Genomic DNA, 17,881 nt, shown 5'->3' with positions numbered 1-17,881 from the left:
ACAAAGTAGACGACAATTTAGAAGATAATTTCAAGTGATTTTAATTTTTCAATTTTCTAATCAAACGGTCCAAAGCGTATCCAATGAGATACCAGAAAACTAGTGTAGTGAAGTAAACAATGGTTATGGGGATGTCTGCTTCTCGCACAAATCGAAATGATTCATACATCCAAACCAATGGGCTAACGATAGCCAATAGCATATTATAGTCGTCGTGCCCCGTAATATTTACAGTAATAACTAGATACGAGATTAGGACTAGCCAAAAACGAAAAGATTTCATTGCCTATACCTCCATTCCATTCTAATAAACAAGAAGCCGCAAGATGACTAACAGCATCCTGATCGTAGCGGCTTCTTCGGATTCTTTTTCTCTACACTTTTTTTACTGGACGTAGCACTGCGTAGCCATATCCTTCCGGGAAATGCCGCTGATAATCTTGCTTCGTTTCCTCATCCCATTCATACCCCAGGCTGCTAGGGTCAAAGTTCCAAGCTTTCTCCTCTACCATTCTCATAACGTCTCCATTGTTTTTTAAATAATTGAAGGGTGGGTGGAAAAACACCAGGTAATCTGATTCGGGGATGTCCCGGCACTTCATTCCTGCGGGAATCTCTCCGGCGTAGTCAGCGGCAACCGGTATTCCATAGAGATATCCCTTCTGACCATCCTGATAGAACCAGCCCGCAGTTTGGCCCAATTGTTCGGGAAGCTTGAGATGAGACATGCTTTCCAATGTTCCGCAAATTTCATCACAATTGTGACCGTTTCTCCAGAAATCACCGTAGTTTCGAGAAGAAGTATCCCAGATTCCAATAAATTTGTGTGCTGGTATATGCTCGATTTTGACTTCAGCTTCTTGCAAATGATCCTTAACCATCTTATCCCGCTCCTTCAAATGGTAATGATAAGGAGAGAACACCTCAACGCGAATGGCTAACGGAATAGGTCGGGGCTCCTTCTGGTATACAGCCGGAGTTACCTCGAATGCTTTTACAAATGCCCGTGTAAAAGCCTCCTGTGAAGAAAACCCATACTTTATTGCAACATCGAGGATGCGGACATTGCCATCTCGGAGTTCTAGCGCGGCACGGCTAATCCGGCGCATCCACACATAATCCCTTAACGTTATTCCTGTAAGGGAATGAAACTGTTTTGTACAGTAGTAAGGGGAGTAGCCTAACTGATTGGACATTCTCAACAACGAAGGTGCTGAAGTAAGATTATTATCAATCCAATCGATCATAAGCTGAACCATTTCGTTCCATTCATACACGAGCGTTCCCTCCTTTCGACTCCATCTTAACAGCCGGAATGCAGGAATATTTGACTTGAGTTGCATGTGTTTTTTTCTCTTGTTCTGCTTTACTCCTCTACATAGCGGATATATGGGTGTTGAAAGTACCTTTGATCAGACACGAAATAATATTGTTTGCCTATAACCAGAGGAGGGATCGCGGACTTTGAGGAAATATATAATTCTTTATATACACCTCCGTTAGAAGCATCTCTCTGTATGACCAAGTAATCATCTGTAGTTTTAACTAGCTTAGCGATTTCTGTCGAGTGATGACCTGAATAATAATAAATCCAGCTGAAAATTAGTGAAAAAAATATAATTTTTAAAATAGTTGCAGCCGTTTTATTTTTTGTAATCAACATCTGGGCACCCCCCCATAATCCATTCTTTCAGTTGTAATAAAATATGTATGATTGGTTATTTATCCTGTTTATGTATATTGTAAGGTGTATGATCCGATGTTGAAAGTAACTTTTACACAAAAAGCCTATCTGCCATTCTTCCGGCAGATAGGCTTTTATAACATAAACGTCAACTTACTTTGTGTTTATACGCAGTCTGTGCCTCTTCATAGGATTGCACCGACGGCATAGCTTTATTGTCAATTATTTTTACGTTGGCGTGCGCGAGCCTCGCCGCCTTTGCGGCCTGCTTCTTCCCTACTCATTTTCCCGTCGCTATCACTTTGGTCTGAATTGCCACGGGCTTCGCCGCCCTTGCGTCCGATTTCCTGATAGAATTCCTTGTCATGGTTTTTGGAAGTGGCTTCGCCGCCTTTTTCACCAATTTCCTGGTAGAAGTCCTTGCCATGATTTTTGGAAGTGGCCTCGCCACCTTTTTCGCCAATCTCTTGGTAAAATTCTTTGTCGTGATTTTTAGCAGTAGCTTCTCCACCTAGACGTCCTGCTTCTTCGCGACTCATTTTGCCATTTTGGTTGTTGTTAGCCATGTTCAATCACTCCTCATCGAATTTTAGTAAAGCGGGTACGTGTATCTATTAACCTTTGTGTCAGGAATTAAACATGTCCCTTTTATTTTTCCAAATAGCAGATAACTGGGGATATTCACCTGATTAGTGTTCCCATGCTTCGGTGTGCAGTTGTTGCTGGCGGTTAAATAATGCCGGATAAATGAACAGGCTGAGCAGCACGCTGGTCAAAATAGCAGAGGTCATGGTGGTAAATACGATGAGCAATTGCAAACGCACAGCGGCAATCGGATTGGCACCTGCGATGATTTGTCCGGTCATCATGCCGGGAAGCTGTACAAGCCCCAGCGTTTTCTGCCCCTCAATGGTTGGAATCATACTGGAACGTATGCAATCCTTGAGTATAGGGAAGATGGCTTGTCTAGGCGTGCCGCCTAGTGCCAGAATGAGCATGATTTCAGGCTTGCGCAGCAGGACTTCCGACTTGAGCCGGGATACCAGCAGACTGGACAAAATCATGGAGCTGCCAATGATCATACCGCTAATCGGAATCATATATCGGGCTGTCGCCGGAATAATATGCAGGCCAATGAGGAATGTCTGTGTAACGATTTCCACACACAGCAACGTCAGGAATGACTTCCACATGAGACCGGGGATAAATCGTCCTTTGCGCGCAACATTTTGTGAGGCTACGGTAATCATGAGCAGAATGAATAATACGATAAATCCGTAGCTTTGCATCCCAAAAATCAAATGCAATACATATCCAATCGCCAGCAGTTGAACGGACGCTCTGATCGTGGCGATGATCATGTCTCGGTCCAGACCGAGTTTGAAGGATTTGGACATGACAATGGCGATAAATACAAAACCGAGAGAGAGAATCAAGGCAACAATCGTCATACCCATTCTCCTGCTACAAACTTGCGGGTCTCACTATGCTGCGGAGCATTAAAAAACGTTTCCGTATCCGCTTGTTCTATCAGTCTTCCGTCGCTCATCAGCCATGTTTCGTGGCCTATCCGGCGGGCTTGTTCCATATGATGCGTAATCCAGATCATCGTTGTTCCCTCTTCTTTGTTCATTTGTAGCAGCAGTTCCTCAACCTCTTTGACCGAGGCAGGGTCCAGTGCAGAAGTAATCTCATCCAGCAGTAAAATATCCGGGCGGTTCGCAAGCGTCCGCGCCAAGGCCAAGCGTTGTCTTTGTCCGCCAGACAGTTCCTGCGCCTTCTGTTCCAACAGGTCGCGGGTGAGCCCTACGCGTTCCAACAGGCTGGCAGGATCATCCAGCACTGTACCGTGCAGCCGTTCTACGGTTTGGAGATTGTACAGGACAGTTCCCTGAAGCATGGGGGCATCCTGAAAAACCAATGCGACTTTCCGTCTCAGTTCAGGGATCTCCCACTCCGATATAGGTTTGCCGAGGACACGGATTTCCCCTTCATCCGGTGTCATTAGGAGGTTACACAGTGAAAGCAACGTGCTTTTACCAGACCCCGATGGACCGACCAACGTGGTGATTTTGCCGGGGGAAACTTTTGCGGTAATCCCGTTCAGAACCGCACGTTGTTGTCCAGACCCGGTGAAATATTTGATGATGTGGTTAAATTCAATAGCTGGAAGTGGTTTGGGTTCCATAGATATAGCTAGCTCCTTTGTAGGGGATCGAGAAAGGTATCAGATCCGTTCTATGATCTTATTTTTTATTATATCAGTAATGACTGCTATGCTCTTCTGTAAAGATTCGATGCAGGTTGGCTGCGGTAAACGGCATTTTCTTTGTATAAACTAACAGGATTAGTTAAAATAGAATCTGGATCGATTCTGTATATGTATAAGGAACCGAATTACATAGAAATTCGATGAAAGGAGGCTGGATGATGTCGCCTAGAAACGGAGTAAAGCTGCAAGATATTCTGCGGGCTGCCGAGGACATTGCCAATGAACAAGGGATGGGGGATGTCACGCTCACCACGCTGGCGCAAAAGTTGCACATTCGCCCTCCGTCCTTGTATAACCACGTGGACGGATTGAACGGACTGCGCCAAGTACTGGCATTGCACAGTCTCGAACAGTTGGAGGAAGCTTTGATGAGCGCAGCAGTTGGTAGAGCGGGCGCAGATGCGCTAACCGCTATGGGGAAGGCGTATATGCGGTATGCTCGCGAGCGACCCGGTTTGTATGAAGCGATGCTGTATGCAACTGATCGAAATGATACCGAAATGAGGCAGGCTGCGGATCGCGTGGCCGAGCTGGTCATTACCGTCCTGTCCAGTGGTTACGGCTTCAAGGAAGAAGATTGCATTCATGCAGCGAGGGGATTCCGTAGCCTGCTTCATGGATTTGCCTCGCTTGAACAAAAGGGCGGGTTTGGTTTGCCTGTAGAGGTGGACCGGAGCATTGAGGTGATGATGGCTACCTTTTTGGCAGGTCTGCGTGTGCAGCAAAAGCGAGATGGTGAGCTGACCAAAGAAGTCTGATTTCAACCTGATGCAGCTAACATGGTTGCGTCGCAGACCCGAAGGGTAAAATACATCTGTATAATGTAGATGAGAGACTCTGAATACAGGGGGGATATGAGTGAACGTACTGGTGATTGGTGCAAATGGAAAAGTAGGCAGACATCTTGTTCGTCTACTGGGGCAAAATAAATCGCATCGTGTAAAGGCGTTGACCCGCCATTCGGATCAGGCCGAAGCGCTTGAACGTTTGGGAGCAGAAACGGTGGTATCTGACCTCGAAGGGACGGTTGGTGAAATTGCCGAAGCTATAAAAGGTAGCGATGCTATCGTATTCACGGCAGGCTCCGGTGGAAAAACAGGAGCGGATAAAACGCTGCTCATCGACCTGGATGGAGCAGTCAAGGCGATGGAAGCCGCCGAACAAGCAGGTATCCAACGCTTCGTTATGGTCAGCGCCCTACATGCGGAGAAACGGGAGCAGTGGCCCGAATCCATTAAACCGTATTATGTGGCGAAGCATTACGCTGACCGCCTGTTAGAAGCGAGCAACCTGGACTACACGATTCTTCGTCCGGGTGGCCTGACGGATGATGTGGGCACCGGCAAAGTTGCTACCGGTGAGGATTTCACCAGCCACACCATTTCCCGTGAAGATGTGGCGGCAGTGGTCATAGCAGTGCTGGAGGAACAGCAGACGTATCATCGTTCAATTAATCTGGTGTCTGGCAGTACGCCTATTGCTGAGGCAATCCGGCTGTAATTACGGATGAAGTTGTTGGATCCATTTCTTTTGGGAATGTTTCTTCAAAGCTGTCTTTTTTCTCGTATAAGTTGTACCAAGTTTCTGCAATGATATCTGGATCTCCTGACATCTCGATATCACCATTCCCAAGACTGGGCAAAGGGAGCGTGCAGGAAGATTCGTATCTAAGACTAATTTTTGCTTTGAGAGGCATCCACGGAGGCAGAGTTCCGGGGATGCTTTTTTGCTGTTTTTCTCAGTGTGATCGTCCCCGTAGTAGTCCCAAGCTCCAACTCCGGCTGAATAGCAGCAAAAACAGTTGCTTAAAACTAATTATATTAATTATAATACTAATATGATTAGTTTGTGATGAAGACAAGGAGATGAGCTGAAATGCGTATTGTTCAGGTACAGCATCTGTATCAATTGACGTTTATGCCCCGGCTGTTCCCGGTGAACTGTTATTTGGTGGAGGAGAAAGAGGGGCTCACCTTAGTAGATGCCGGATTGCCATACAGTACCCGTGGTATAGAGCAGGCTGCGGCGCGGATCGGGCAGCCGATTATTCGAATTGTACTTACCCATGCCCATGGGGATCATGTGGGTGCGTTGGATAAGCTGAAGGCAAGGTATCCTGACGCGCAAGTATTCATTTCAAGGCGGGACGCACCGCTGCTACAGGGCGATGTATCGTTGGAGGCAGGGGAACCGGATACTCTAATTCGGGGCGATGTACCGAAGCATATCCTTACCCAGCCTGACGTTTTACTGGAGGATGGGGATCATGTAGGTTCGCTGTTGGCGATCAGCGCACCAGGACATACGCCGGGTTCGATGGCATTTTTGGATACTCGTACCCGAGCGTTGATTGCAGGCGACGCCATTCAGACCCGAGGAGGTATAGCGGTATCGGGAAGGCTTAAACCGCTGTTTCCTTTTCCGGCACTGGCTACCTGGAACAAGGAAATTTCGCTGAAAAGCGCCAAAAAGCTGGCGAGTTTCGATCCATCTTTATTAGCTGTCGGTCACGGCAACATGTTGAAGCATCCACAATCTCAGCTGGAAAGGGCGATTATGGAGATGGAACGACAATCTTCAGTGTGATGATTCCATATTCAGCCAACATTCAGCCAGAACTCACAAAGTCCTAAGCTAAAGCAGATACAATATGAGGAAAATAGAAACAGAGAGAGGTGCATCGGATTTGAACGTTTGGAAAGCGAACGGTCTGAAATATATACTTCTATTTAGTCTCATATTGTGTGCTGTCGCTAGTGTCGTTTCGTTATGGAGTTATTCAGGTAGCTCCGCGTCCCAGTCTGCGGCTGTTAGACAGGGCCCATCCGGCGGGTTTGGGGGAGGAGGCGGACCTGGCGGAGGTATGAGGGGGCCGGATTCAGCGAACAGATCTGACAGCAAGAACCAGGGGACGACAGGCCAAACTACCGACTCCGACTCATCCACTGAGGGGACATCGACATCGGGTGACCAAGGTACAACGGCTGGAACGGATACGTCTGCATCGGACAGCAGTGGTGCCGCCAGAGACGGTCAGCACAGAGGCCCCGGAGGCATGTCTGGTAACGGATCTGGAATGGGCATGGGCGGTCCTGGCGGTGGTATGGGGGGTGGTGGAAGAAGTGGGAACTCCTCATCTGCTTATGCGACTCCGCTGGCGGTTTTCGCCGCTTTGTTCTTCGGTGCGTTCGTGTTTATTACGTACCGTTTTCGGGCTCGTGAATGGAAGCTCGGGGAACGTAATCGAGGACTGATGCTGTGGACTGTGCTGGGTGTGGGTTTCTTTTTAAGAATGGCGATCGCCCCATGGATTTCGGGTCACATGGATTTAATGCTATTCCGGAACTGGGCTACGACAGCAGCGGATAGCTTATCGGGCTTTTACACGAACGGATCAAGTGATTATCCGCCGTTCTATATTTATATTTTATATGTGATCGGTCAAATCGGCTCTACGGATGCTTTCAGTCCCTATATGTCCGTGCTGCTGCGGCTTCCAAATATATTAGCCGATATCGTGACAGCGTACATGCTGTACCGGTTGGCGAGCAAACGGGTCGGCTATGGAATAAGCCTTGGATTGGCTATATTCTACGTGTTTAACCCAGCTGTATTTATCAATTCGACCTTCTGGGGGCAAGTGGATTCTTTCTTTACTCTGCTGATTGTGGGCATGATTGTGCTGCTTGTGGAAAACCGGGTGGGCTGGTCGACCGTATTGTTTACGGTAGCGGTATTGATGAAGCCACAGGGAATTATTTATGGGCCAGTTTTGTTTTTCGAGCTGCTGAGACAACGCAGAATACAACCTTGGCTGTTGTCCATTGGCGGTGTCGTTGTGACGACCATTCTGGTTATATTGCCATTTTCGTGGGGGCAGGAACCGTTATGGCTACTTGACCTATACAAGGGAACGGTCGGCGAGTATCCGTATGCTTCGGTGAACGCGTATAACTTTTTTGCACTGATCGGAGGCAATTATACGCAGGACACTACAACGCTGTTCCTGTTTAGTTACCATACGTGGGGTATGATCTGCATTGTGTTGGTGACTCTGTTCACGTGGTGGATGTTTATCCGTAGTCGCAAACCACAATTTGCAGCCGCAGCTGCACTGGTACTCATTGCAGGTGTATTTACCTTCGCTTCCAGCATGCATGAAAGGTATTTGTTCCCTGCGGCGGCGTTAGCTGTACTGGCGTATCTATATTTGCGAGACCGCAGATTTTTATGGCTTGCAGGTGGATTCAGTCTTACGATTTTCCTGAATACCTTTGATATCTTCTATAGCTCCAATTCTCGGGATCAATACGGTATTATTTTGTGTGTGACATCATTGTTGAATGTGTTGTTGTTTGGGTATTTGGTCAAAGTAGTGTGGGAGTGCTCCCAATCGACCACGATTGAGACTGCTCCTTCCACAGACGGAGTTTCGCCAGAACTTCCTTCAGCGCGGCCTGCATGGGGAGCGTCTTCCCAAGGCGTGAACACGACAATTGATCGTTAGTGGAGTATAAAATATGGTAAAAACCGCCTTTTAACGAAATGGAAGTGGTTGATAGAACAACTGCAATCCATAAGTTAAAGAAGCGGTTTTTTTGGTGCCCTCATGTTAGAGTAACATTGTATCTATGTGCCTCAATCCATATATTCGTTCAGTTTTTGTACATCGCAGATGGTAATCTCTCGTGTACCCTTGCTATAAATAATCCCCAGCTGTTCAAATTTTCCAAATTTACGGCTGATGGTTTCGCGGGTGACACCCACATAATTAGCCATTTCTTCGCGTGAAAGGGGGAGATTTATTTTAATATTGGAGCCATCCGGCTTTCCGTATTTATGTCCAAGCTCAAGAATCATATAGGCGATACGGATTTCCGGGTCTTTGGTAGCTAGGCTTTGAGCCAGGTTTTCGGTATGTGCCAAGCGTTTAGTAATGGTTTTGAGCAGCTTCAAAGAGATATCGGGATTGTTGCGGATCAACTGCTCCATATCATCCTTGGTGAGCATGCAAATATCAGTATCTTTTAAGGCATACGCACTAAAGTTACTCAGCTCATCGCTGTTAAATATGTTCAACTCGCCAAAAAAATCGCCAGTTGTTAGAATGTGCAGGATTTGCTCCTTACCCTGAGGCGTCATCTTCAGCAGCTTGACATGCCCGCTTTTAATAATGTACAGCGTATCGGATGCTTGTTCCTCGATAATTAGGGCCTCACCCTTCTGATATTTTCGGTGTCGGATCATGGAGCTGACCTTACACAAATCTTCGCAGGACAAAGAGGAAAAGATAGGTACTTTGCGGGCACAGGGCTCCTTTTCGCACTGGCAGGGGCAGGACATCTCATTCACATTCATTCACTCCATTCATAAACCGGAAACTACAGGTTATAGTGCATGGTTGTTATTCTGTATCATCTATTGGGGCAAAATGACTTTGATCCTCACCGCAGACTGGACAAACCCAGTCCTCCGGGAGATCCTCAAACGCTGTACCGGGCATAACGTCTTCATCGGGGTCGCCGATAGCAGGATCATAAATATATCCACAGGGCTGACATACATATTTTTTCATCTCTAGTTCTCCTTGTCATTTAAAATTTTTGTGAGCTCTGGTGCATCCGGTTTGAGTCCCTGCATGATGGCTGTTTTGTATGGTAGTGAAGCAAGGGCATCCCCAAAGCCAATCACGCCGCAGATAGAGCCGTCTTGTATGAACATACGTGTATAAGAAGCTTGACTTTTAGTAATCAGGCTGGTGTCGCAGATTCGTTCATCTACTAGACCGATGGAAAAGAGAGGGGACTCATAGCAGTTCGAAAGGGTTACCGGGAGGGGACGCTGATAGCTGACGGATGCGCCCGCCATATTGGCACCTGCTATTTTTCCTTGCTCCATTGCGCTTTCCCATAACCCATCTACTCTACCCTGAAATTCGGCTGCATCACCTGCTGCATAGATATTGGCGGAGCTGGTCTCCATCTGCGCATTCACCAGAATACCTTGTCCAATATCAAGGCCGATTTGGCGAGCAAGCTCCGTATTAGGTACAATTCCGATAGAGTACACGACATGCTCGCAGGGGATAACGGAGCCGTCTTGAAGTTCCACACCTTCAACATGATCTGTGCCTTTAATACGTTGTACGCCTTGTCCAAGGTGTACCTGAGTACCCCGATCGGTCATACGATCGGTCAAAATAGTGGAGGCCTTTTCATCTAGCTGGCGGGGCAAAAGCCGATGCGAGGCTTCCAGTATGGTTACAGAATACCCTGCTTGCTGGAAGGACCAGGCGGTTTCCACGCCTTGAATACCACCGCCGATGATGCATATCCGGTCTCCCTGTCGCAATTCCGCTTTAAGGCTATCTGCATCTTGTCGAAAACGGATATTGTGAACATTCCTTAGAGAAGCCCCCTCTAGCACAAGCTTACGGTTGTGAGCTCCTGTACACAGTAGCAGCTTGTCATAAGCAACGGTTTGTCCATTTATGGTTTGGATAGTACGATCCTCAGGCTGTATCTCGGTTATCTTGATACCGGAATACACATGAATTCGTTGATTGGCAAACCATTTTTCCTTTTTGATCAGGATTTTGTCACTGTGCAAATCAGTAAATAGTCCCTTGGAAAGTTTGACTCTGTTATATGGAAAGGATGCTTCCTCTCCGTAAATAGATATTTCAGCCAGCTCATCATGATCTCTAATTGCTTTTGCTGCGTTGACGGCGGCGACACTGCCTCCGATAATAACGTAATGTGGGTTACCCATTCAGTATCTCTCCTATTCGCTATATGCTACTGTGTTTTAAATAACACTAAGCAGTAGATCTGAGACAAATTCAGCGGCATTTTTAATTTTTTTCACTTTTTCAACATCTGTAGGAGAGAAACGAATACGTACCGGGAATTCCACATGGGTCATACCTGTTGATTTGATTACATCTGAAGTGCTTTGGACCTTCATATTGGTACCGTTCAAGTAATCCTGCACGACTTCAATAGCTTCCCCGCTCCAACCGTAGGAACCAAACGCAGCAGCCAGCTTGCCTTCCAGATTCATCTTTTGCATTTGTTGCAATAGGTCTTCCAATTTGCCCGTCATATCAGCATATTTAGTAGAGCTACCGACGAAAACAGCATCCGCTGAGGCAATACTATTCAATATTTCCGTTTCATCGGCTTTATCCACATCCCATAGCTCCACCTTGATTTGGTTCTCCAAAAAGCAATCTTTCAGAATGTTTGCCATTTTTTTAGTGTTATTTTTTAGGGTGGCATAAACAATCGCTACTTTTTTATCCTCCTTGGTTTCGGTACTCATAGAGGCGTACAAATCGATAAACTTGGCAATATCATGCCGGATTGCGAAGCCGTGGGAAGGTGCAATCATCTCAATATCCAGATCGGCAACAGCTTCGATTAATGTGCGCACATATCTGCGATGTGGATGAATAATAGCCTGATAGTATCCGACAAAGTCCTCGGTGATATCAAAACCAGCCTCGTCGGCAAATAGATGCTCTACAGCCACGTGTGTACTGAAAATATCGCAAGGGAACAAGATTTTATCTTCTATGCAGTACGTAATCATGGTTTCTTCCGTATGCAGGTAAGGTGTTTCTTTGAACAGCAGCGTTTTGCCTCCAATGTCCAGTTGATCTCCATCCTTGATGACGAGGAAGTTGCGATGCTGAAGCTTGTACATTTGTTGAATTTCCGGAACGGCAATCTCAGTGCAGACGATCGTAGCGTTTGTTGCCTTGGAGGCGAGTGCCGCCAATCCACCCGAGTGATCTGGTTCCGTGTGATTGACGATAATATATTGAATATCCAATGGATCGATCAATTCGGCAACAGCCTCTGCAAATTCTCTACCGAACGCCATATCTACGGTATCTACAATGGTCGGTTTTCCGGTTTTCAATAGATATGCATTATAGGTTGTGCCCTTAGATAGTAGAAGACGATGAAAGGGAACCTCACGATTATCAATTTTTCCTACCCAATAAATATCCTTTGCCAGTTGGAATCCTGGTTTCATAGGAACAACCTCCTGCTTGTTTTTGTTTGTCTAACACAATTCGATTCTAGTTGGATGTGTCGATGAAAAAGATGATTGAAATCAAATTTTTAAATATTTCAAAAGTATTTTTGACTTTAGGATTTTGCAAAATTCGATTCCAGTCGCCCCAAAGTACAATATATAGACGAACTAGACCATTTCGATCTATATATTTTGTTCATTGAAAGTCGCTTATTGGATTTTTGCAAAATCCTCCTTAAATTTAGTTTTGTGATTGCAATCACAAGGCGAGCGAAATAATCCAATACAATAAAGGTATAAATCCATCTTAAGCAATTTAATTCCAAACAGGAGCGTGAACCAATATGAAAAAATCAAACCTCATTCAATTTCAGGAATATAAGGAAGCAGCCTTTACAAAACGAATTGTGCATAAGGAAGCCGACAATGTAATTTTTATTCTCAACTTTACTCCTAATGCCGAGCTGCCAACACATAATCACCCGGGAGCGAATGTATATTTGCTTGTTCTTGAAGGCAGCGGTACTGTAACTGTGAACGGCGAAGCAACGGAAGTTGTCCAAGGGGATATCATTCATGTTACGGGCGATGAGCACTTTTCCTATCGTGGCGGTGCAGAGACGAATTCCAGTCTGCATGTAGTGTTGACCCAAACGCCAAGTGAAAGCTATGCGCAGAACATATAAAAGAAGACATAGCAGCAACATGCTCATATAAAAAAAAGAAAATGGTTATTTTTTTTACACTCGTATTGATAATGAATATCATTATCGTATTTTAAAAAGAGGTGTTAATGGCCAATGCAGACAGTAGATTACAATCAGGTGCCAGGGCACTGGGTATTAGCAAGTCTCGGTAAGCGCGTGCTTAGGCCCGGAGGGTTAAAAACGACACGTTGGATGATAGAGGGACTTGACGTAACCGGGCAGGATGAGGTCATTGAGTTTGCCCCCGGATTGGGTATAACTGCCCAAATCACACTACAGCTTAATCCCCGCCGTTATATTGCGATTGAACAGAATGAGAAGGCGGCCTCTATCGTAAAAACGTATGCAAGCGGAGCAAACCGGGAAGTCATTATTGCCGATGCTGAACAAGTTCCGTTGCCGGATGCCTCTGCGACGGTGGTATATGGGGAAGCCATGCTGACGATGCACACAAGGGCCAAGAAAGCGCAGATTATTTCGGAAGCCAGGCGGCTTTTGAAAGTAGGCGGGAAGTTTGCTATCCATGAGATGTGCCTTGCTCCAAGCCATATTGAGCCTGCGCTCAGAAAGCAAATTTACAAGGACTTGGCTGTAGCCATGCGAGTTAACGCGACACCGTTGACGGTGTCAGAGTGGGAACAGTTGCTGAAAGAGGAAGGCTTTAAGGTCGTTAAAATCTATACGGTTCCCATGCACTTATTGCATCTGCCACGTATCATTCAGGACGAGGGCTGGTTGAGACTTGGAAAAATCACCTTTAACCTTATGCGTAACCATGCTGCCCGGACAAGGGTTATGGGTATGCGCAAGCAGTTTGTAAAGTACGCCGACCATCTGCAAGCGGTCAGTATCATCGCTGAGCGATAGCCTGAATTCACGAATAAGAGAATAATAAAGCTTTTTACGCAATAGCAAAAAAAAGGAGACGACCCCCCATTCAGGGATTCGTCTCCTTTTTGTATATTTGCTGCTTGGCTTGGCTGCTGGTGTGCGCATGCTTTGCACCCCTCTATTTGTCATATCATAGGTGTGGTGAAAATTTCCAATCCCTGATGTTTTTACATTATCATAGTGACTAAGATCGTTGGAATAGTTAACTAAAATAATAAAATAGGCGTACATCAAAAGGAGGAAGCGTGTTATGAAGCTGCATCGAGCCATTGTGGTAGATGATGAAACCTTTACTCGTAAAGGGCTGCTTCAACTCATGGATTGGCAAGCCTGTGGTTTTGAAATCGTAGGAGAAGCTGATAACGGTGAGGATGCGCTGGAGCTAATCAGCCGTATTCACCCGGACCTGGTCATTACCGATATTCGTATGCCTGTGCTCGACGGATTAGAGCTGATTCGATCTGTGCTCGAACAGAGTACAGAACATCCCGCGTTTATTATCTTAAGCGGCTATAGTGATTTCGCTTATGCGCAGCAGGCAATCCGCTATGGGGTTTATGATTTTATGCTTAAGCCGATTGATGAGGGTGACTTTTCGGCTACATTGCGCAAGCTGAGTGAGAGACTGCATCGTGAACAACAGAATGCGCAACGATATCAGAATCACCATGCAGGTGGGTTGTTAGAGACTGTGATGATGAACCCAGTGGATGATGTAGTGGTGACACAGTGGGAGCAGCAACTACGGCTTGAGGAGGCCACTTCTATGTACTATGTACTCGTCGAGCTGAGTGACCAACATCCCTGGCGCTCTGGTGACAATAATATTATGCTATCGCTTTTCCAATTCAGGGAGCTTATAGAGCAAGCACTTCATCATTTAATGGATGGCAAGTACCCTCTCTATGTCCATGAGCATCGCAACCGGATCGGTCTTATCGTACCGGACTTCTTTTTGAACTATTTTGAAGGCAAGGTCGAAGTCTTTATGAAAGCGCTACAACAGGAGATAGAGGGGATGAAGTCACTAAAAGACCAGCTGGGAAGTCGGGTTTTCATTTATGCAGGAGAGCCTGTGAATCGGTTGCAGGATATCCAGCAGTCCTACGCCTGTGCGAAGGAAGCAGTGCTCCATAAATACATTTATGACCATAGCGGTATTGTTGTATATCTACAGGAGGGAATGCCACCACTCCACTATAAGACCATACATCAGGACGTACTGGATCGCATGACGGAACAAGTCGAGGAACTGCGGTTGGAGGAGCTGCGTGTGGCCGTGGATTATTTATTTAGCAGCTTTCGGGAGGAATGTTATGCACCTGAGGCTGTGAAAATGAGTTTGCATCAATGCGTACTTAGTATCGTTCGGGTCATTCAAAACATGCAGGGAGATGAGCGCTCACTTCGGTCACTAGAACCGATGATGAACTGGCAGGACATGAACCTGTCCCTGGGTGAACTACAGCGATTGTTTACAGCTTTTGCAGAGGAAAGTGGAAGGTATATTGGGGTTCTGCGCAAGGATTGTCAGCAGGGAGGCATCCAGCACATCCGTGCTTACATTGAGCAGCATGCAGCCGAGAATATAAGCCTGAAAAGTATTGCGGCTCGCTTTTACATGAACCCGGTGTACCTCGGTCAATTGTTCAGAAAAACGTATGGTGTGTACTTTAACGAATTCTTGCTGAAATTGCGCGTTCAGGAGGCAAAACGTTTGTTGCGGCAGACGGATCTGCGGATTTATGAAATTGCGGAGCGCGTGGGCTTTGGCAGTTCAGACTATTTTGTTACCCAGTTTGAAAAGACGGCGCACGCCACGCCTAGTGAATACCGCAACAGCTTGAGTATTGGCGACGAGCCAGAGAGGGCCGGCGAATGAAGATGCTGAGGACGACTCTTGATCATGTGCGATTGCGGGATAAAATGCTGCTGCTTTATTTTCTGTGTGTTTTCGCGCCTGTAGTGTTGACCAATCTAGTTTTTTACCATGTTACCTCACAAAATGTGAAAGAACAGCGTATTCAGGATATTTCGCGTGCACTGGAACAGATTAAAATTGAATTTTACCGTGAATTTGAAGATGCGATGGAAATCTCGTCTATCTTTTATACCGATCATCAGCTCAATGAGGTGTTGGAACAAACATATCCCCACCCTGCTGATTATATTGCTGCCTATGACTCTTATTTACGTCGTATCTTGAACAATAATTACAGTCCTGTATACCATTCCGTAGGTGGAATTACGATCTACACCGATAATTCAACGCTGCTGGATTCCGGGGGAGTCAGTTTTATAGATGAGAGGGTCAGAAGCTTGCCCTGGTATACCAAAATCCCGCCTGGACGCCAGTCCAAGCCTATATTTGTACGTACCGATGACAGTACAGGCGAACAGCTGCACCCTTTCAGCCTGATTCGGCGGATGAACTACTTTTATTCCCAAAATGGTCGTGAAAAAATACTGAAAATAGAACTGCGAATGTCGTCCATTCGTGAGATTTTCAACAACCTGAATTTGCAGGGAAGTCTCTTTCTGCTGAACGAACGAGGGGAAATCGAATATACAACGGATCCCAAAGTTGCTATAAACCACAAAAGTGTGGCCTATAGCACCCTCAAGCTGCCCGAGGACACGATGGAGTTCAAGACGAATTATGTGCTTACGAGCAATCTGAACGGCTGGAGCATTGTGGCAGCGGTATCCAGAGATGAAATGCTGTATGAAATGCAGGAATCCCGCAACTTTGTGCTCTTGTTAACCTGTGTAAATATGCTGTTACCTACATTAATTATTATCTGGATTACACGTTCGCTGAACGTGAGGATTCATCGTATTTTAAAGCACATGAAAAAGGTGAAAAACCAGCATTTTGAGCTGATTCCCGGTACAGAGTCGCGAGATGAAATCGGGCAATTAACAGGTGAGTTTAACCGGATGACGCTGAAAATAAAGCGACTGATTAACGATGTGTATATGGCTGATATTCAACGAAAAAATCTGGAAATTCAGCGCAGACATGCCCAGTTGAATGCACTTCACAGCCAGATCAACCCCCATTTCCTGTTCAATGCGCTGGAGACGATTCGCATGAGGAGCTTGATGAAGCATGAGGATGAGACAGCGCACATTATTCATAACATGGCACGGATATTCCGCAATTCGCTGGTGTGGAACAAGGATCGGGTTACTTTGCGGGAGGAGCTGGAGCTGATCCGTTGTTTTCTGGAAATCCAGCAATATCGCTTTGGTGAGCGAATACAGTACGAAGTGCAGGCGCGCTCTGAAGACTTGGACAATCTGCTTCCCAAAATGGTCGCGCTGACACTGGTTGAAAATGCAAGTATCCACGGCATTGAGCCGCTAAAGCATGGGGGACGCATTGAGATTCATTTTGAGCATGAGGAAGGACAACTGATTCTAACGGTTCGAGATGATGGGGTGGGCATGTCTGAGGAACAGGTACAACGTTTATATGGTTACATGCAAAGGCAGGAAGAAATGGGTGAGCGTATAGGTCTGCAAAATGTCATCTATCGTCTTAAACTTTACTACGGGAGCCGCTTTGAGCTTGCCATACGCAGTGCCCCCGGCGTGGGTACGGAGATTCGAATTAGGATTCCTGCGGATCGGGAATAGAACCTTCAAAAGTGTAAAAAACCTAAATAAATCATTTTTCGACAAAAAATTTCATTTTTAGCTATATACTTGCCTTCTATTATATGGTAAATATGAATATATACTAAATAATTAATAATAAGAAATAGTCTCTGGATATCTTAACACTAATGAAGTTTTGAATAGCTGGCCAGCTTTCAAATATAACTAATTTTTTATTGGAGGAAGAGTATGAAGTTTACTAAAAAGTTAATTAAGTCCCTAGCGGTTGTTGCTATTATTGGTTCAATTTCCGCCTCTGCTTATGCTTCTAGCACCATTGAAGGAGGTTGGATTGAAGGGGAGGGTAATTTTTCTAATAATAATTCTCATCAAGAGCTTTCCTTACGTGCTGCGAAAAGTGTTCCAGATCACCAAGGTTATACGGAAGCTAAGCCAGGAAATTCAGATTTAGAAAGAGCAGTTGCTATAACAAAGTGGGAGGGTGAATATCACTATTCCAGAGCACAATTAACTTGGGCAGGAAGTGTACGTCTTGATAGCGACAGACAATGGGGGTGGGATCGTACCAGGGCTGTCACTGGCTATGGTGAAGCTATTCTTGTAGCGAGAACTTTTTACGGCGGTAGCCAAGAATAATTAAAAACTAAAGAAGGTGAG

The 17,881-nt window shown here is 45.8% G+C and carries 19 protein-coding genes; 9 read left to right on the top strand and 10 right to left on the bottom strand.

The window, feature by feature from the left end; all coding sequences use genetic code 11:
• Positions 1-40 precede the first annotated feature (40 nt).
• The 6 genes from ACYCS5_RS13580 to ACYCS5_RS13555 form a co-directional block, all read right to left on the bottom strand.
• A complete protein-coding gene (locus ACYCS5_RS13580) occupies positions 41-283 on the bottom strand; it encodes a hypothetical protein (RefSeq protein ID WP_459761205.1) in 243 nt (80 codons plus the stop codon).
• A gap of 91 nt (positions 284-374) precedes the next feature.
• The gene (locus ACYCS5_RS13575) at positions 375-1,277 is read right to left on the bottom strand and encodes a helix-turn-helix domain-containing protein (protein ID WP_459761204.1); all 903 of its coding nucleotides are present in this window, start codon (positions 1,275-1,277) and stop codon (positions 375-377) included.
• A gap of 89 nt (positions 1,278-1,366) precedes the next feature.
• The gene (locus ACYCS5_RS13570; RefSeq protein ID WP_342445126.1) at positions 1,367-1,663 is read right to left on the bottom strand and encodes a hypothetical protein; all 297 of its coding nucleotides are present in this window, start codon (positions 1,661-1,663) and stop codon (positions 1,367-1,369) included.
• 239 nt (positions 1,664-1,902) lie between these two features.
• Positions 1,903-2,250: a KGG domain-containing protein gene (locus ACYCS5_RS13565; protein WP_029518726.1), complete on the bottom strand. Its 348-nt coding sequence runs from the start codon at positions 2,248-2,250 to the stop codon at positions 1,903-1,905.
• Positions 2,251-2,373: 123 nt separating this feature from the next.
• Positions 2,374-3,135 carry an ABC transporter permease gene (locus ACYCS5_RS13560; protein WP_165145758.1) on the bottom strand — a complete coding sequence of 254 codons (762 nt, stop codon included), beginning with the start codon at positions 3,133-3,135 and terminating at the stop codon, positions 2,374-2,376.
• Positions 3,132-3,872, bottom strand: coding sequence for an ABC transporter ATP-binding protein (locus ACYCS5_RS13555; protein WP_459761203.1), 741 nt, complete (start codon positions 3,870-3,872; stop codon positions 3,132-3,134). Before ACYCS5_RS13555 ends, ACYCS5_RS13560 begins: the two co-directional genes overlap by 4 nt.
• Before the next feature lie 242 nt (positions 3,873-4,114).
• On the opposite strand from ACYCS5_RS13555, the gene ACYCS5_RS13550 reads away from it, so the two are divergent.
• From ACYCS5_RS13550 to ACYCS5_RS13535, 4 genes are all read left to right on the top strand, one after another.
• Positions 4,115-4,714, top strand: a complete 600-nt coding sequence (locus ACYCS5_RS13550) for a TetR/AcrR family transcriptional regulator (RefSeq protein ID WP_342446707.1) — start codon at positions 4,115-4,117, stop codon at positions 4,712-4,714.
• Between the two features lie 100 nt (positions 4,715-4,814).
• Positions 4,815-5,456 (top strand): SDR family oxidoreductase, encoded by a 642-nt coding sequence (locus tag ACYCS5_RS13545; RefSeq protein WP_459761202.1) that lies wholly within the window; start codon positions 4,815-4,817, stop codon positions 5,454-5,456.
• 375 nt (positions 5,457-5,831) lie between these two features.
• Positions 5,832-6,542: an MBL fold metallo-hydrolase gene (locus tag ACYCS5_RS13540; protein WP_165145770.1), complete on the top strand. Its 711-nt coding sequence runs from the start codon at positions 5,832-5,834 to the stop codon at positions 6,540-6,542.
• A gap of 100 nt (positions 6,543-6,642) precedes the next feature.
• Positions 6,643-8,463 (top strand): glycosyltransferase 87 family protein, encoded by a 1,821-nt coding sequence (locus ACYCS5_RS13535; RefSeq protein ID WP_459761201.1) that lies wholly within the window; start codon positions 6,643-6,645, stop codon positions 8,461-8,463.
• Between the two features lie 131 nt (positions 8,464-8,594).
• Here ACYCS5_RS13535 and ACYCS5_RS13530 read toward each other — a convergent pair whose 3' ends face one another.
• The 4 genes from ACYCS5_RS13530 to ACYCS5_RS13515 form a co-directional block, all read right to left on the bottom strand.
• A complete protein-coding gene (locus ACYCS5_RS13530; RefSeq protein ID WP_459761313.1) occupies positions 8,595-9,299 on the bottom strand; it encodes a Crp/Fnr family transcriptional regulator in 705 nt (234 codons plus the stop codon).
• Positions 9,300-9,360: 61 nt separating this feature from the next.
• Positions 9,361-9,531, bottom strand: coding sequence for a rubredoxin (gene rd / locus ACYCS5_RS13525; protein ID WP_007432984.1), 171 nt, complete (start codon positions 9,529-9,531; stop codon positions 9,361-9,363).
• Between the two features lie 2 nt (positions 9,532-9,533).
• Positions 9,534-10,727, bottom strand: a complete 1,194-nt coding sequence (locus ACYCS5_RS13520) for an NAD(P)/FAD-dependent oxidoreductase (protein ID WP_459761200.1) — start codon at positions 10,725-10,727, stop codon at positions 9,534-9,536.
• Between the two features lie 36 nt (positions 10,728-10,763).
• Entirely contained in the window at positions 10,764-11,999 is a 1,236-nt protein-coding gene (locus tag ACYCS5_RS13515) for an FprA family A-type flavoprotein (protein WP_039271834.1), read from the bottom strand.
• A gap of 347 nt (positions 12,000-12,346) precedes the next feature.
• On the opposite strand from ACYCS5_RS13515, the gene ACYCS5_RS13510 reads away from it, so the two are divergent.
• The 5 genes from ACYCS5_RS13510 (at position 12,347) to ACYCS5_RS13490 (ending at position 17,860) form a co-directional block, all read left to right on the top strand.
• On the top strand, positions 12,347-12,688 hold the full coding sequence (locus tag ACYCS5_RS13510) for a cupin domain-containing protein (protein ID WP_029518716.1): 342 nt from the start codon (positions 12,347-12,349) through the stop codon (positions 12,686-12,688).
• A gap of 114 nt (positions 12,689-12,802) precedes the next feature.
• Positions 12,803-13,576, top strand: a complete 774-nt coding sequence (locus ACYCS5_RS13505) for a class I SAM-dependent methyltransferase (protein WP_029518715.1) — start codon at positions 12,803-12,805, stop codon at positions 13,574-13,576.
• Between the two features lie 274 nt (positions 13,577-13,850).
• Positions 13,851-15,482 carry a response regulator gene (locus ACYCS5_RS13500; protein WP_459761199.1) on the top strand — a complete coding sequence of 544 codons (1,632 nt, stop codon included), beginning with the start codon at positions 13,851-13,853 and terminating at the stop codon, positions 15,480-15,482.
• Entirely contained in the window at positions 15,479-17,242 is a 1,764-nt protein-coding gene (locus ACYCS5_RS13495; protein WP_029518713.1) for a sensor histidine kinase, read from the top strand. The genes ACYCS5_RS13500 and ACYCS5_RS13495 overlap by 4 nt, the downstream gene beginning before the upstream one ends.
• Positions 17,243-17,452: 210 nt before the next feature.
• Entirely contained in the window at positions 17,453-17,860 is a 408-nt protein-coding gene (locus ACYCS5_RS13490) for a hypothetical protein (RefSeq protein WP_342427468.1), read from the top strand.
• Positions 17,861-17,881 lie beyond the last annotated feature (21 nt).

This window comes from Paenibacillus sp. SEL3 (genome assembly GCF_054602585.1).
This window is presented reverse-complemented; position numbering and strand designations above follow the sequence as displayed.